Here is a 16,979-nt window from a genome sequence, read left to right as displayed (position 1 = left end):
ACTATAAAAGGCTTTTGTTACTTAGCGCTAATTACAGATATGCACAGCCGTAAAATCGTTGGGTATGACATCAGTAATAGCCTAGAACTTAAAGGTTGTGTGAGAGCTTTAAATAAGGCCTTATATCAAGCTAAAGATATTAAACAACTTATTCATCATTCAGATAGAGGCATACAGTATTGCAGTAACCTTTACACTCAAATTTTAAAGCGTAATAACATCTATATCAGTATGACAGAAGAAAATCATTGCTACGAAAACGCAATGGCAGAACGTGTAAATGGTATATTAAAAGACGAGTTCTATCTTGATCAAACCTTTGATAGCCTACAACACGCTAAAAGAGCAACAAAAAATGCGATAAATCTATACAACGAAATAAGATTACATTTATCTTTAGACTACAAAACACCCAATATGGTATATAAATTAACAGCGTAAATCAATTTTTAACCTGTAGCCATATTTCAGGACTAGACATTTAGAACATCATTATCTGTGGTCAGATAAAGTAAGTATTGTTAATACGCCTACGGCTTATTTGAACGGTAAGAAGCTCTCTGAGAAGTATACTATTGATGATTTAAACGCAATTTTGAGTATGAACCATTAAAGGCATATTTAAGCTGTGCTCAAAAGGCTATTATAAACAAAGAAACCCGCTTTTGGAGTTTACCAAAAGCGGGTTTAAAATGAATTATGAATATGTGATATCCGTGAACGAACTAATTTCTAGCCCGTGGCGAATCACCACTACATCATACCTGGCATTCCGCCGCCACCGCCCATAGGCGGCATTGCAGGAGCATCTTCTTTAATGTCCGTTAAAGCACATTCGGTAGTTAAGATCATACCGGAGACCGAAGCAGCGTTCTCTAATGCAACTCTAGTTACTTTCTTAGGATCTATAATACCGGCCTTCATCATTTCAACGTATTTTTCAGATTTGGCATCGTATCCGTAATCACCTTTTCCTTCAAGAATTTTAGCGATTACAACAGAGCCTTCACCACCCGCATTAGAAACAATGGTTCTTAACGGTGCTTCAATAGCGCGCGCAACAATCTGTAAACCTGTGGCTTCGTCTTCATTTTCTGTAGCGACTTTGGTCAAAACGGCTTTCGCTCTTACCAAGGCAACACCACCACCGGCAACGATACCTTCTTCTACAGCAGCTCTTGTTGCATGTAGCGCATCATCAACACGGTCTTTTTTCTCTTTCATTTCTACCTCGGAAGCAGCACCCACATAAAGAACTGCAACACCACCGGCCAACTTGGCTAAACGCTCTTGTAGTTTTTCCTTATCGTAATCAGATGTTGTTGTTTCAATCTGAGATTTAATTTGATTTACTCTCGTTTTGATATCTCTGGCAACACCACCACCATTTACTACGGTTGTATTGTCTTTGTCTATTTGTACCTTCTCACAAGTACCTAACATATCAATAGTGGTATTGTCTAAAGAGAACCCTCTTTCCTCAGAAATAACGGTACCACCTGTTAGGATAGCGATATCCTCTAACATTGCTTTTCTGCGATCACCAAAGCCTGGAGCTTTTACAGCGGCAATTTTTAGAGAACCTCTTAGTTTGTTAACTACCAAAGTAGCTAAGGCTTCACCATCAACATCTTCTGCGATAATCAAAAGCGGTTTTCCAGATTGCGCTACCGGCTCTAAAACTGGAAGCAAATCTTTCATGGAAGATATTTTCTTGTCGAATAACAAGATATACGGGCTTTCCAATTCCGCTACCATTTTTTCAGAGTCCGTAACGAAATAAGGAGAAAGGTAGCCTCTATCAAATTGCATACCTTCAACAACGTCTACATAAGTATCCGTTCCTTTAGCTTCTTCCACGGTAATGACACCCTCTTTACCAACCTTTCCAAAAGCCTGAGCTATTAAATCGCCAATGGCATCGTCATTGTTCGCAGAGATAGAAGCAACTTGCTTTATCTTTTCTGAAGAATCACCTACTTTTTTAGATTGTTTTGATAAATCGGTAACGATAGCCTCAACAGCTTTGTCTATACCTCTCTTTAAATCCATTGGATTAGCACCTGCTGCCACGTTCTTAAGTCCTTCCTTAACGATAGCCTGTGCTAAAACAGTTGCGGTAGTAGTACCATCACCTGCCAAATCGTTGGTTTTAGAAGCAACTTCTTTTACCATCTGTGCGCCCATATTCTCCAAAGCGTCCGCAAGCTCAATTTCTTTCGCTACCGTTACACCATCTTTGGTTACTTGTGGTGCACCAAAAGATTTGCTGATGATTACGTTTCTTCCTTTAGGTCCTAAAGTTACCTTCACTGCATTAGCCAATGCATCGACTCCTCTCTTGAGGCCATCTCTTGCGTCGATATCAAATTTTATGTCTTTTGCCATTTTGTGTTTTAGTTTTTAGCCTTTTGGCTGATTGCCTTGGGCTAGTATTTTAATTAGTGAATTAATTTGTAGTTGAGGCTATAGGCTAATAGCCAGAAGCCTAGATTTATTTTTAGATAATAGCCAAGATGTCGCTTTCGCGCATCATCAAGTAATCCGTGCCTTCTAATTTCAACTCCGTTCCAGCGTATTTTCCGTAAAGAACGGTATCTCCTACCTTGACCGTGACTTTTTCATCTTTTGTTCCAGGTCCAACAGCAACTACTTTACCTTTTTGTGGTTTTTCTTTTGCGGTGTCGGGAATGTAGATTCCTGAAGCCGTTTTGGTTTCAGCTGCCATAGGTTCTATAAGAACTCTGTCTGCCAGTGGTTTAATATTAACTTTAGCCATAATAGTATGAATTTATAATTGATTTTTTAGTTTGACGATTAATAGTCAGAAATTATGCCATTGCACAAAACCTGACATATTTAATGAAAAAATGCCAGCTTAGTGACAAGCTGGCATCTATATAATTCTATTGTACACTGTTTTATATACTATCCGTAGGAGTAGTATCGGGAGTTACTTCCGGTGTCACTTCTTCGGGTAAGGTTTCTGGAACAACCGTTTCAATATCGTCTCCTTGTAATAATTTAGAATCAGCGTCACCAAAATTACCTTTGAGTGCAATGTTAGATGCTAATATCAAAAGAACCAATAGCCCTGCAAGGGTCCATGTGCTTTTGTCCAAAAAGTCCCCTGTCTTTTTAACACCACCAACAACTTGGTTACCGCCACCACCAAAAGAGGAAGATAAGCCTCCACCTTTAGGGTTTTGCACCATAATTACCAAGACAAGCAAAAAGCAAACAATGATAATTAGAATCAGGAATATTGAAAATGTACTCATTATACTTAGCTATTTTCGCGTTTAATTTTTTCTACCGCTTTAATTCGGTCTGCAAAGAAACCACTTTTTTCCGGATATTTCAAACTTAAAATTTTGTAAGCTTGGATGGCATTTTTATACTTTTTCTGTTCTAAATAAACCCTGGCAAGCGTCTCTGTCATTAGTTCGTTCTTGTCTAATTTAGAAGAATTGGCAACAGCGGCTGACTGTGGAATATTGTCTTTGGGAACTATTTTAGGATTAGTGGCTATAAACGTATCTATTCTATCGAACTTACTTTGCTTTTCGTCTTTTTTCAAGACTTCTTCCTCAGTTTTCTCTTCCGGGAGTTCTTTGGCTGGTAATTCGTTTCTGACAATTGGTTTCTTTGCCGTTAATTGCAGCCATTCCGTAAACGAATACTTTTCTTTTTTGTCAAAGGGCAGCGGTTTTCCTATCTCTAAGGTATCAGCTTCGTTTTTAGGTTTCTCTTTCGCCTTAAAAAGTGCGGGGTCTAATATCTGCTCTGCATCGTTTTTGTCCTGAGGTAGCGGTTTATCGGCTGAGTCCTCGATAAGAGGTTTCTCTTCCTTCTTTAATACTTCTTCTGTAATAACCTGTTTGTTGAAAGTATCATCATGTAAGAAATCTTTGGAGGTTATAAAATCAAAAAGAACGTCTCTGTCCGTTGTGTAGGAAGCGGTAATCTTAAGTGCCTTGTTGTATTTGTAGCTATTAAGGTTTTTAAGTCCTTTTAAATGTAGTGCTCTGGCCGATTGAAAATAGGGGTACTCCTCTAAAATGTCTTCCAGCTGTTTTGTCTGCAACGGGTCAACTACCTTATTAGGGTGTTCCAAAAAATATGTGAAATCGGAGACTTTCATTTTAAAAGTTCAAGTGTCAAATCCAAATTAAAGTTAATCTATGCTCTTAAGGATTTGTAAAATTTATATTTCTTGATTTAATGGTTTACGTTTTTATTTACCAATCTGCAAGTGAAGCGTTGAAAATATCTTGGGTAATCCGTTCAAAAATAACTTCGTGTGCTTCGCTTTTCACTGCGGCAAGTTGTGCGTCCGCGGGGTAGTCAAAAAAGAAGGAAAAGCTTTGGTCAAAATCGGCATCTTCCTTGGTATTATTGTAAAATCTACATTTAACCCTAACGGACAACCTGTTCTGGGCGGCGGTCTGTTGGGCGGTAGCGGTCATGGGGGAAATTCTATATTCCGTTATTTCGCCTTCGTACAGTAAATCTGCATCTCCGTTGTTTACCAAATCCAGGCTTGTTTGGTTCAGGATACGGTCTTGAAGTGCCAAGGTAAAATCCCTATCCATTCCGGGTTCAAAGGTAGAGCCGGGACTTTGCGTAGCGTAATTTTGAAAGTAGTTTACCTGAAATGTAGTTGCTGTCCCCACATTACCACCTGTAAAATTATAGATGCCGCATCCGTTCAATAATAAGATGGATAGGTAAAGGGTGTAAATGGAAATTTGTTTTTTCATCGATACTATTTTGAAAACCCTTAAAGGTCGTACTGTTTTATCTTTCTGTACAAGGTGCGTTCGGAAATTCCGAGTTCGGAGGCGGCCGCTTTTCTTTTTCCCTTATTTCTATCAAGTGATTTCTTAATCAGTTCAATTTCTTTTTCCTGTAAAGATAGGGTTTCCTCTTCTTCGATTTCCTCCGCAAAATGATATTTGTCTTCTTGCGCTACGGGTGCATATGGCTTTTCAATTGCTGGTTCCGGTAATTGTAACACATTGAGTGAGGTTGTTTCTTGAGTCTCGATTTCTTCGTCCTCTTCCCCGTATATCTTGCGGATTAGATTTTCGTTTTCCTCTTGGACTTTTTGAGAATCGTTGTTCTTTAAAAGCTCCATGGTCAGTTTCTTCAGGTCGTTTAAGTCCCCCTTCATGTCAAAAAGAACCTTGTAAAGAATTTCTCGTTCGTTGCTAAAGTCGCTCTCTGACTTTGAACTGTTCACTACCGCGGGCAAATTATTCCCTTGACTGTTGGGCAAATAACTATGCAGTGTAGCGCCAGAAATTGCCCTGCCCTCCTCAAGGACGGAAATCTGTTCAGCTATGTTTCTGAGTTGTCTTATGTTTCCCGGCCACCTGTATTTAAGTAATAGTGCTACAGCGTTCTCGTCTAACCTAATAGTAGGCATTTTATACTTTTGGCCAAAGTCCGAAGCAAACTTTCTGAACAGCAAGTGAATATCTTCCTGTCTTTCACGCAAAGGCGGAATATTTATTTCCACAGTGCTCAGACGATAGTAAAGGTCTTCCCTGAACTTTTCTTTTTTTATGGCTTCGAACATGTTTACGTTGGTAGCGGCAACAATTCGTACATCGGTCTTTTGTACTTGCGAAGAACCTACCTTTAAAAATTCTCCGTTTTCTAATACACGTAGGAGTCTAACCTGGGTTGTAAGTGGTAGTTCGCCTACCTCATCTAGAAAAATAGTACCTCCGTCAGCGACTTCAAAATAACCGCTTCTTGTCTGGGTAGCTCCTGTAAAGGCCCCTTTTTCGTGCCCAAAAAGTTCACTATCAATCGTTCCTTCCGGTATGGCGCCACAGTTTACCGCAATATATTTTGCATGCTTTCTATGTGAAAGGGAGTGTATGATCTTAGGAATGGATTCCTTTCCTACACCACTTTCCCCGGTAACTAGAACTGAAATGTCCGTTGGCGCTACTTGTATGGCTTTTTCCAAAGCCCTATTCAGCTTTGGGTCTTGGCCAATAATCTCAAACCGTTGTTTTATGCTTTGTATACTCTCCATTTATTAGTCTATTAGAGTCATGGGTATTCCTCTTAATTATTATCGGAATATCCTACTGCTTCTCCAATCAGGGTTGCCGACGTACAATCGTTAATCTTTATATTCACAAAATCGCCCACCTTGTAATTTTCCTTTGGAAAAACTACCACCGTGCTTTGGGAATTTCTTCCCATCCATTCGTTTTCGGATTTTTTTGAAGTACCTTCAATGAGGACTTCCTGTATCTTTCCGAGATGTTTTTCCGTTCTAAACCTGCAATGTTCCCGTTGTAGGGCAATAATCTCGGATAGCCTCCTTTTCTTGACCGGGGCAGGGACATCGTCTTCCATCTTTCTTCCCGCCATGGTGCCGGGTCTTTCAGAATAGGCGTACATATAACCGAAATCGTACTTTACATAATCCAAAGCCTTTAAAGTGTCTTCGTGGTCTTCCTCCGTCTCCGTAGGAAATCCAACTATGATATCTTGCGATATACTGCAGTCTGGTATGATTTTTCTGATATTGTCTACCAGTTCAAAGTATTCTTCGATAGTATGAAGCCGGTTCATTTCTTTTAGAATACGATTACTGCCACTTTGTACGGGCAAATGCACGTGATTACAAATGTTATCAAATTTTGCCATGGTTTCAATAACGTCCAAAGTCATGTCCTGTGGGTTGGATGTTGAGAAACGAATACGCATTTTAGGATGCGCTTGCGCTACCATTTCCAATAATCTAGCAAATCTTACCGCTGTGGCTTTCTGCATCTCGGTTGCCTTTTCAAAACCTTTTTTGAGTCCTCCGCCGTACCACAAATAACTATCCACATTTTGACCAAGAAGGGTAATTTCCTTGAAGCCTTTATCCCATAATGTTGCAATTTCTGCAAGAATGGATTGTGGGTCGCGACTACGCTCCCTTCCTCTAGTAAACGGAACAACACAAAAGGTACACATGTTATCACATCCTCTTGTAATGGATACGAAAGCAGTAACACCGTTTGAATTTAAACGAACGGGCGCGATATCTCCATAGGTTTCGTCCTTGGAAAGGATAACATTTACAGCGTCCCGGCCAGAATCAACTTCCTTGATCAGATTGGGAAGGTCTTTGTAGGCGTCCGGCCCCACCACCATGTCCACTATTTTTTCCTCATCCAGCAATTTATCCTTCAAGCGTTCTGCCATACAGCCCAGAACACCCACTTTTAAATGGGGGCGTAATTTTTTTGCGGCATTATATTCCGTTAATCGCTTTCTTATGGTCTGTTCTGCCTTATCCCTTATAGAGCAGGTGTTTACCAAAACCAAATCTGCATCGGCAAGGGTTTGGGTAGTATTGAAGCCTTCTTTTGCCAAGATGGATGCAACAATTTCACTGTCGGAAAAATTCATCGCACAGCCATAACTTTCAATAAAAAGTTTACGGCCGTTCTGTACCGAATTTTCAAGCTTTAATGTTGTACCCTGTTTTGTTTCATCTATTGTCTTCTCCATATATGCCGAACTTCTTCTACGTCCCCGTGATTTCAAATGTGTCGTTTAGACGTAGCGGGTAACAAAGATAATACTATATTCAAAAATGTGACAAGTTGGCAGTTTATTTAGTGTAATTTTAAGCTTTGAACTAAGATGCTTAAATTTATTTAAATTAAAGTACCAACATGAGTTTAGAGACCTTAGACCAAAAAATAACAGAAAAGTCACCCTTGGAATTTGGGTTAATATTTAGTGAATCCGTAGCACTATTTAAAAAAGTATGGCTTCAAGGTTTTATTACACTTTTGTTAACGCTGGTCACCATTCTGCCATTTTATATCATGATCTATATTCCTATGATCGCCGCAGGGATTACTGACCCGGATATGTTACGCAACGAAGAAATGCCCCCGATGGTGGTTGTGGCCATGGTGCTACTAATGCCTGTTTTTTTGCTTGGGGTAATGACTTTTGGTATAGCGCTAAATGCTGCATTTCTTAGGATATGTAGGCAGAAGGATAATAATGAAGTAGTGAGTGAAGATTACTTCTATTTTTTCAAGGATGGGCGTTTGGGGAAAATCGTAATAGTAGCCCTTATAATGCTTGGGTTAAGTTTGTTGGGCAGTCTCTTATGTGGTTTGGGCATTTTATATGTAATAGTGCCTATGTCGCTGTTCCCCGCCTTTTTGGCCTTTAATGAAGAGCTTAACGCCATGGATACTGTAAAAGCTAGTTTTACTTTAGGAAATAAAAACTGGCTCGTTATTTTTGGTCTTCTCATTGTTATGGGTATCGTTGCAGAATTAGGCATTATCCTCTGTTGCGTGGGAGTGCTATTTACTGCCATGCTTTCTAAAATACCAACGTATTATATATATAAGTATGGTGTTGGCTTCGATTCATTAAACGAATAATTTTACCATGGAAATCTACGCAACTAAAAGGCGATTGCCACGTCTTAAAGGTATAACCCAATAAATAGTGTAAAATGAGAAAGAAAGCTTTTTTACTGGTTTTGGTTGCTGTTGGTTTTCTGGTTTCCTGTGACAACGGGGATACCTACGAGGATTATCAAGTAGCTAGACCACTTACCATGGATGTGGCACAATTCAAGGCACAAGCCGTTTCTGTAACGGAACCCGAACCGATTATTTCTTCTGGAAAAATATACACGTACAGAAGTTACATTTTTGTAAACGATGTAAATCGTGGTTTTCATGTCATTGATAATAGTAATCCCACGGCTCCGGAGCGTATTGCATTTATCAAGTTAGAAGGAAATTATGATATTTCAGTGAAGGACGACAAGTTGTATGCCGATAGTTATGGAGACCTTGTGATTTTTGATATAGCTAATATTAATGACATTAAAGTTTCCAATCGTATTGTAAATGCGATTTACGAAAATGGGGGTATCTGGGCAACGGACCTTGAATATCCTACTGCAGACTTTTATGATTATGGCAATTATGACTATCAAAAGGATGCGATAGTGGGTTGGACGGTTACAACGGAAAGAAGATTGGTTTCTGAATATGAAAGCAGATATGGAGGGCGCTATTATGAGGATTCTTCTTTGGCCAACACCACGTCTTCCGATAGTGGACCTGGAAGGTCTGTAGGGCAAGGAGGTTCCTTGGCCAGATTCAAGATAGTTGGTGATTATCTGTATGTGGTAGATTATAGTAATATCAATATTTTCGACATTAGCGATGTAGCCAATCCGGAAACACTTGAGGATGTGCAGGTCGCTTGGGATATCGAAACAATTTTTAATCAAGGAGATGTGCTTTTCATTGGAGGTAGACAGGGCATGTATATCTATGATATTACAGAGCCACAAAAACCTACTTTTATTTCAGAATTTCGACATGGCACGGCATGCGACCCGGTGGTCGTAGATGGAGATTATGCTTATGTAACTTTAAAAGGAGGGAACTTTTGCGGAAATGCGGACAGTGGTTTGTACGTGGTAGATGTTTCTGATTTGGCAAATCCAGAATTAAAGGTAATATATCCAATGAGCGGTCCCAACGGTCTAGGAATTAAAGGGGATAGGCTTTTTGTATGTGATGGGGAAGCAGGGCTAAAAGTTTTTGACAAAAGTGATGCACCAAACGTAACCGAGATAGATCATTTTGAAGATATTTTCGCCTATGATGTTATTCCTTTGGATGGTTCCTTGTTGATGATCGGTGAGCAAACATTATATCAGTATGACTATGTGGAAAATAATATAGAACTAATTAGCACTTTTGAGCTGAATTAGAGATAGAACATCAAAAAAAGGCCGCTACGAAGCGGCCTTTTTTTGTCAATTCTGTTGTTTATTTGAGGGAAATCATCTTGATTTTATTTTCTGTGACCTTCTCGTTTATTGTGGTGATATAAGTATCCAGCAATTCATTTAAGTCATTGATTTCCGTATTTAACTCCCTTGTTACTTCAGCAAAGAAAGCCAAGGATTGATCGGTAGGCGGATAGTCTCCACGTTGAGAGTCCGCAAGTAAAAACGCCAATCTATTGTTTATGCGGATTCCATAGTTCAGAGGATCTTGTCTGCTTTGGTTTTTGGTCATATGAATGTTGTTCTCAATTACGGTCATCTTCGTTTCAAACTCGCTAAGCAGATTTTTAAGGTCTTCGTTGCCAATTGCTTTCTTGTTCAAGTAGTTTAAGTCTTCCTTTACCGCACGGATTGTGGTTATGGCGTCATTAGCCCTTGAAACTTCATTTCTGACAGCTATTAAAAAGTCGAACTGTTTTTTGTAGTCCGATGCTGAATTCGATAGCCTAGGGTCTTTTACAATGGTAAACGTTTCTTCTGAAGTTGATCCGTTATAGTTGAGCCTTACTTTATACGGGCCAGGTACGGCTTTTGGACCTCTATTCGGGGAAGAATAAAAGACCATACCTTTAAAGGTTTTGTAACCGGGATAGCGCATATTCCAGATAAGTCTATTCCCTCCGCTTTTCACTTCTAGGGATTTGGTTGATGCAGGATTTAACTTGTCCTGCTTTGCGTGATTTGAAAATGATTGAATTAACGATCCATCCATCTCCAAAATATCAATCGTAATGGTATCCGTCTTTTTACTGTCTTTAACATAGTAGTTGATAATGGCACCATCTGGATGATTCTGGCCTTCCAGTTTGGTATTTGATGGTCCCCATCCCTGCGATTGTTGCATTCTGTAAGCAGTGTCTGGCTTGTACAAGTGAAAATCATTTATAGCCATTTCTTTTGAAAGCTGATGTAATGGGGTTAAATCATCGATCATCCAAAAACTTCTACCATGGGTGGCCGCAATTAAATCATTGTCTCGAACATGAAGATCTCTGATAGCCGTTACAGGTAAGTTTAATTGAAAGGAATTCCAGTTTAAGCCATCGTCAAAAGAGACATACATACCCCATTCCGTACCTGCGTATAAAAGACCTTTTTTGGTTTTGTCCGATCTAATTGCTCTTGTGTAATGATTACTTTTAATACCATTGGTAATCACCTTCCAGGTTTTGCCATAATCAGATGTTTTATAGAGGTATGGTGTATAATCGCCAAACTTATAGGACGTTGCTGCGACATATGCCGTGCCTTTTGAAAAAGGGCTTGGGTCTATACAATTGATCATATTTAGTTTTGGGCTCATTCCAACAGGAGGTGTAATATTTTCCCAAGTTGCGCCATTATCTTTGGTTATATGTATAAGTCCGTCATCACTACCTACCCAAATGACTCCTTCTTCCAAAGGTGATTCATTAATAGCGAATAGGTTGGAATAGAATTCTGCTCCTGTATTATCTTGTGTAATGGGTCCACCCGAAGATTTTATCGTTTCGGGAAGGCCTCTTGTAAGGTCTGGCGAGATGGTTTTCCAAGATTGTCCTTCGTTTGTGGTTTCATGTAAAAAATTAGACCCTACGAAAAGTCTATTGGGGTCATGTATGCTGAACTTAACGGGAAAGTTCCAGTTAAAACGGTATTTCATAACTTCTGCTCCGGACCCCGCCGGATTATCTGGCCATACGTTAATGGACCTGGTTTGGTCCACACTATGGTCTTGTCTCATCATATAGCCTTTGTAAGTTCCCCCATAAACAATTTCGTTGTTTTCTGGATCCGGCGCAAGGTGCGCACTCTCACCTCCGGCTGTGGGTTCCCAATCACCCTCTCCAATAGTGGAACCGGAAACCCGATGCGCTATACGCACGGTACTATTGTCCTGTTGCGCACCATAAATACGATATGGGAAAGAGTTGTCCGTGGTGACCCTGTAAAACTGAGCTGTTGGTTGGTTGTGATAGGTGGTCCAGTTATCTCCCCCGTCATTAGATATCTGAGCGCCCCCATCGTCTGCAATAACCATACGATTATTATTATTAGGGTCTATCCATAAATCGTGATGGTCTCCATGTGGAGCATTTTTTAAAGTAAATGTTTTTCCTCCGTCCGTAGATACCCCATAACTAACGTTCATGACATAGACCTTGTCCTTATTCTGCGTATCCGCGTAGATACGGCTATAGTACCAAGCGCGTTGGCGCAGTGCTCTATTTTCATTGATTTTCTCCCATGTTTTTCCTGCGTCATCAGATCTGTATAATCCACCTTCCTCTGCTTCAATAATAGCCCAAACTCTATCCGAGTCTAAAGGAGACACTGTTATCCCTACAATTCCCCATGGCCCTTCTGGAAGGCCTTCAAACTTTGATATATCTGTCCATGAATCTCCGCTGTCCGTACTTTTGTATATTTTGCTATCAGGTCCGCCACTATCCATCCGGTAGCCGTTACGTTTCATTTCCCAAGTGGCGGCGTAAAGTATTCTTGGATTGTTGGGGTCAAGGACTAAGTCTCCCGCACCTGCTTTTTCACTTTCGAATAGTATTTTTTCCCAGTTGTTTCCGCCATCAATACTGCGAAAAACGCCACGCTCGTTATTGGGTTTCCATAAATTACCAATTGCAGCCACATAAACAATGTCTGGGTTTGTGGGGTGAATCCTAATACGGGAGATGTGTTCGGTGCCTTTGAGACCAATGAAGGTCCAGCTTTCTCCGGCGTCAACACTTTTCCACACCCCATTTCCTGAAGAAACATTACCTCTTAAAGTCTGCTCTCCTTCTCCTACATATATTACATTGGGGTCGGACTCCGCGACGGCCACAGCCCCTATAGAGCCACCAAAATACCCATCGGAAATACAGCTCCAAGTGCTACCGGCATCCGTAGTTTTCCAAACACCGCCACCTGCAGTACCCATATAATATAGGTTTGGGTCATTTGGCACACCTGTAGCGGTACCTGCTCTACCTCCCCTAAACGGTCCTACCAAACGCCATTCGATACCATTATATAAAGATTCATCGAAGACCAAGGTATTGGAGGTTTTCTTATTTCGTTGTGCATTTAATGGTATTGCCGTTAAGACAAGTATGCTCAGTGTTAGATACGTGATAGTTTTTTTCATTTTGTAAAATCTAGTGTGCTTTAAAAATAAGGATATTATATGCTTTTTGCTCGGTATAACAGTAAATTTCACTTTTCGGTTATAAGGTCAATTCAGGAGTTATTTAATTTTAAATATGACGCCATATCATAAGGTCATAGCAGGAAATTAAAAAATTCAACTACTTTTGTTGCTCAAAATATACTACTGCATGGCTAAGAATTTGGTAATTGTTGAGTCTCCCGCGAAAGCGAAGACTATTGAAAAGTTCCTTGGAAAAGACTTTAAGGTGGAATCTAGCTTTGGTCATATTGCAGATTTACCGTCGAAGGAATTGGGTGTAGATGTGGACAATGATTTTGAGCCGAAGTATATTGTGGACAAGGACAAAAAAGCCTTGGTCAAAAAATTAAAGGATTTAGCAAAGAAAGCCGAAGTTATATGGCTAGCGAGTGATGAGGACCGCGAAGGGGAGGCTATATCTTGGCATCTGGCGGAAGAGCTTGGTCTGGATAAAAAGAAGACCAAACGAATAGTCTTTAACTCTGTAACCAAAGCAGCAATCCAGAAAGCTATTGAGAATCCAAGAGAGATAAACTATAACTTGGTAAATGCGCAACAGGCCCGTAGGGTGTTGGACCGTTTGGTAGGATACCAGTTATCTCCCGTATTGTGGAAAAAAATAAAGCCCGGACTATCTGCGGGTAGAGTTCAATCTGTTGCAGTAAGACTTATTGTTGAGCGAGAAAGAAGTATCGAAGCTTTTACACCAGAAGCTTCCTTTAGAATAGCGGCAGAATTTAAAACAAGCTCTGGAAGTAGTTTTTCGGCCAAATTGGGTAAGACATTCGCTTCCAAAGAAGAAGCACAAACGTTTTTGGAAAAGAATATTGGTGCTGATTTTTCTGTAAGTAAACTAGATAAGAAACCAGCTAAAAAATCACCCTCCGCACCTTTTACCACATCAACGTTGCAACAAGAGGCCTCGCGAAAACTATACTTTTCCGTAGGAAGAACAATGCAGGTAGCGCAGCGTTTATATGAGGCCGGACTCATTACCTATATGAGAACCGATAGTGTGAACCTCTCTAAGGAAGCGGTGAACGGTGCCAAAGATGCTATCGTAAAAAACTATGGGGAAAAATATAGTAAGGTCAGAAGCTTCACTGGAAAATCAAAAGGAGCTCAGGAGGCACATGAAGCGGTGAGACCTACCAATTTAGAGAATCAATCCCCTTCCTTAGAACGGGACCAATCTAAATTATACGACCTTATCTGGAAAAGAACTATTGCTTCTCAGATGAGTGATGCCGAATTGGAACGTACCAATGTGAAGATAAAGGCAAGCAAGCATCCGGAGGAATTTACGGCTAACGGAGAGGTTATAAAGTTTGATGGTTTCCTAAAAGTGTATATGGAAGGTGTTGATGAGGAAGACCTTGCTGAAGAGCAGGAGGGAATGTTGCCGGCAATGAAAGTTGGGGAGGCCTTGCAAAACATATTCATTTCCGCGACAGAAAGATTTTCTAGGGCACCCTATCGCTTTACCGAAGCATCCTTGGTAAAGAAGCTAGAAGAATTAGGTATAGGAAGACCATCTACGTATGCTCCCACCATTTCTACTATTCTCAACAGAGGCTATGTTGAGAAAGGAACTATAGAAGGTAAGGAACGGAAATACGTACAATTACTATTGGAGTCCGATAACATTAAAGTCAAAAATCTTTCAGAAAACGTAGGGTCGGATAAGGGTAAGATGGTGCCAACGGACATCGGTATGATCGTAACGGATTTCTTGGTGGCCAATTTCGCCAATATCTTGGATTACAATTTTACGGCACAGGTAGAGGAAGATTTTGATGAGATTGCTTCAGGCGAAGAGGACTGGAAAAAAATGATGAAAAGCTTCTATAAAGATTTTCATCCTAATGTGTTGGATGTAGAGGAAAATGCGGATCGTGCCAGCGGCGAGCGTATTCTTGGGAAAGACCCTAAGACAGGAAAACAGGTTTCCGTACGTTTGGGGAGATTTGGTCCTATGGTACAAGTGGGTACCGTAGACGATGAGGAGAAGCCCACTTTTGCAAGTTTGCTGCCAGACCAATCATTGAATACGATTACCTATGAAGAAGCAATGGACCTTTTTAAACTGCCACGAAAATTGGGGGTTTATGAAGGAGAAGAGGTAGAAGCCAACGTTGGGCGTTTTGGTCCTTATGTAAAATTTGGCAAGAAGTTTATTTCCATGGAGAAAAGTGATGATCCCATGGAAATCGATATGGACCGTGCAATAGAGTTAATTGTAGCAAAACAAAAGGCAGATGCTCCAATAGCGCAGTATGAGGGTAAGGACGTGCAAAAAGGTACAGGTCGTTTTGGTCCTTTTATTAAATGGGACGGAATGTTCATTAACGTTAATAAGAAGTACGATTTTGATAATCTGTCCTACGATGATATTGTAGAGTTGATTGAAGTGAAAAAGCAAAAAGAGATTGATAAAGTTGTACAGAACTGGGAAGAAGAAGGTATTCGTATAGAGAAGGCAAGATGGGGCAGGCACAATATTATTAAAGGAAAAATTAAGGTGGAGCTTGCAAAAACAGTCGATGCTACCAAAATGACATTGAAAGAAGCATCCGCATTAATAGAAAAAAAGACCCCGAAAAAAAAGGCGAAAGCTAAACCAAAGGCAAAAGCGAAAAAGAAGTAGGTAGGTAGTAGTACTATGCAGAAAGTAGATAACAATCGGAAAATAGTAATAGGTAAAAAGAGGATAAGTTTATTTGTGAGTTTAGCACTATTCTCCTTAAACCTTAAACCTTAAACCTTAAACCTCATAATGGCCTTTGATTTTTTAGTTCCTGTAGCAGATAAAGTTTTGGCGCATTGCGAATTGTTACCCCCGCAGGCAATAGGAAGAAATACCCATATACATACTGTTAAAGATGGCTTGCCGGTACTGGCCAATGCTACCGTAGCTATTTTAGGCGTTAGGGAGTCTAGGAACGCATTTGAGAAAAAACTGGAAAAATTAGATGTGTCCGGCATTAGGATGCAGTTCTATAAACTACTACTTGGAAACTGGAACGCCACTTTGGTAGATCTTGGAGATATAGAGGAAGGAGAATCCGTTGAGGATACGTATTTTGTAGTTAAGGAAATAGTAGCGGAACTGTTAGAAGAAAATGTAATTCCTATTATCCTTGGTGCCACACAGGATATCTGTTACCCAGCCTATAGAGCTTTTGACGGAATCAAGGATATGATCAACCTTGTGGCCGTGGATAGCCGTTTTGATTTTGGAATAGAGGACGAGTTAATATCTTCGCATTCCTACATGAGTAAGATTATTACGGACAAGCCCAATAATCTCTTCAATTTTTCCAATATTGGCTACCAAAGCTATTTTAATGCTCAGGAGGAGGTAGATTTAATGGAACGTTTGTTTTTTGATGCCTACAGGTTAGGAGATATAGCAAACAATCTTTCTCTTGCGGAACCAGTACTTAGAAATGCCCATATGGTAGGCATTGATGTCAGGGCCATAAAAGCTAGTGAAATAAGTCTGTCGGCCAATTTTTCTCCCAATGGTTTCACTGGTCGGGAGATTTGTGCTATATCCAGATATGCCGGTATCAGTGACAAAGTTTCCCTGTTCGGCATATATGAAATGGAGAATAATGTACAGTCCCAACAACTTATTGCACAGATTATTTGGTATTTCATAGAAGGAACGACCTATAGAATAAAAGAATCTCCGTATTCTAAAACAGATGACTTTACCAAGTACACCGTGCCTACAGATGCGGAAGAGCTTGTTTTCTTCAAAAGTCACTTAACAGAAAGATGGTGGGTAGAAGTACCATCTATTTTTACTTCACATACTAAAGCAAATACACCTGCGTTATTACCATGCACCGAAGAGGATTATTTAGATGCATGTGATCAGAACATTCCTGAGAGGTGGTTTAAAGCTTACAAAAAAGGCTTTAACTAAATAAAAATATTTTATTA

The 16,979-nt window shown here is 40.1% G+C and carries 13 protein-coding genes; 5 read left to right on the top strand and 8 right to left on the bottom strand.

The features are described from left to right. On the top strand, positions 1 to 441 hold a 441-nt coding region (locus tag BFP77_RS02515; RefSeq protein ID WP_143751824.1), incomplete at its 5' end, for an integrase core domain-containing protein. Positions 442 to 753: 312 nt separating this feature from the next. Here BFP77_RS02515 and groL read toward each other — a convergent pair. The 7 genes from groL to miaB form a co-directional block, all read right to left on the bottom strand. Beyond that, a complete protein-coding gene (gene groL, locus BFP77_RS02510) occupies positions 754 to 2,388 on the bottom strand; it encodes a chaperonin GroEL (RefSeq protein WP_099572507.1) in 1,635 nt (544 codons plus the stop codon). A gap of 112 nt (positions 2,389 to 2,500) precedes the next feature. After that, complete coding sequence (locus BFP77_RS02505) at positions 2,501 to 2,779, bottom strand: co-chaperone GroES (RefSeq protein WP_099572506.1); 279 nt, start codon at positions 2,777 to 2,779, stop codon at positions 2,501 to 2,503. 142 nt (positions 2,780 to 2,921) lie between these two features. Next, positions 2,922 to 3,281: a preprotein translocase subunit SecG gene (secG, locus tag BFP77_RS02500; protein ID WP_099572505.1), complete on the bottom strand. Its 360-nt coding sequence runs from the start codon at positions 3,279 to 3,281 to the stop codon at positions 2,922 to 2,924. A 5-nt stretch (positions 3,282 to 3,286) separates the two neighbouring features. Then, positions 3,287 to 4,144 carry a hypothetical protein gene (locus BFP77_RS02495; RefSeq protein WP_099572504.1) on the bottom strand — a complete coding sequence of 286 codons (858 nt, stop codon included), beginning with the start codon at positions 4,142 to 4,144 and terminating at the stop codon, positions 3,287 to 3,289. A gap of 97 nt (positions 4,145 to 4,241) precedes the next feature. After that, positions 4,242 to 4,763, bottom strand: a complete 522-nt coding sequence (locus BFP77_RS02490; RefSeq protein WP_099572503.1) for an LptE family protein — start codon at positions 4,761 to 4,763, stop codon at positions 4,242 to 4,244. 20 nt (positions 4,764 to 4,783) lie between these two features. After that, the gene (locus tag BFP77_RS02485) at positions 4,784 to 6,052 is read right to left on the bottom strand and encodes a sigma-54 interaction domain-containing protein (RefSeq protein ID WP_099572502.1); all 1,269 of its coding nucleotides are present in this window, start codon (positions 6,050 to 6,052) and stop codon (positions 4,784 to 4,786) included. A gap of 32 nt (positions 6,053 to 6,084) precedes the next feature. Further along, positions 6,085 to 7,530, bottom strand: a complete 1,446-nt coding sequence (miaB, locus tag BFP77_RS02480) for a tRNA (N6-isopentenyl adenosine(37)-C2)-methylthiotransferase MiaB (RefSeq protein ID WP_099572501.1) — start codon at positions 7,528 to 7,530, stop codon at positions 6,085 to 6,087. A gap of 167 nt (positions 7,531 to 7,697) precedes the next feature. Between miaB and BFP77_RS02475 the strand changes: the two genes are divergently transcribed. Both BFP77_RS02475 and BFP77_RS02470 read left to right on the top strand, forming a co-directional pair. After that, positions 7,698 to 8,429, top strand: coding sequence for a hypothetical protein (locus BFP77_RS02475; RefSeq protein WP_099572500.1), 732 nt, complete (start codon positions 7,698 to 7,700; stop codon positions 8,427 to 8,429). A 74-nt stretch (positions 8,430 to 8,503) separates the two neighbouring features. After that, positions 8,504 to 9,784 carry an LVIVD repeat-containing protein gene (locus tag BFP77_RS02470; protein WP_099572499.1) on the top strand — a complete coding sequence of 427 codons (1,281 nt, stop codon included), beginning with the start codon at positions 8,504 to 8,506 and terminating at the stop codon, positions 9,782 to 9,784. A gap of 58 nt (positions 9,785 to 9,842) precedes the next feature. Here BFP77_RS02470 and BFP77_RS02465 read toward each other — a convergent pair whose 3' ends face one another. Further along, complete coding sequence (locus BFP77_RS02465) at positions 9,843 to 12,986, bottom strand: WD40/YVTN/BNR-like repeat-containing protein (protein WP_099572498.1); 3,144 nt, start codon at positions 12,984 to 12,986, stop codon at positions 9,843 to 9,845. A 190-nt stretch (positions 12,987 to 13,176) separates the two neighbouring features. Here BFP77_RS02465 and topA point away from each other — a divergent pair, with 190 nt between their 5' ends. Beyond that, positions 13,177 to 15,675: a type I DNA topoisomerase gene (gene topA, locus BFP77_RS02460; protein WP_099572497.1), complete on the top strand. Its 2,499-nt coding sequence runs from the start codon at positions 13,177 to 13,179 to the stop codon at positions 15,673 to 15,675. Positions 15,676 to 15,804: 129 nt separating this feature from the next. After that, on the top strand, positions 15,805 to 16,962 hold the full coding sequence (locus BFP77_RS02455) for a formimidoylglutamase (RefSeq protein WP_099572496.1): 1,158 nt from the start codon (positions 15,805 to 15,807) through the stop codon (positions 16,960 to 16,962). Positions 16,963 to 16,979: the final 17 nt, after the last annotated feature.

Source organism: Maribacter sp. 4U21, assembly GCF_002742365.1.
In the GTDB taxonomy this organism is placed as follows: Bacteria; Bacteroidota; Bacteroidia; order Flavobacteriales; family Flavobacteriaceae; genus Maribacter.
This window is presented reverse-complemented; position numbering and strand designations above follow the sequence as displayed.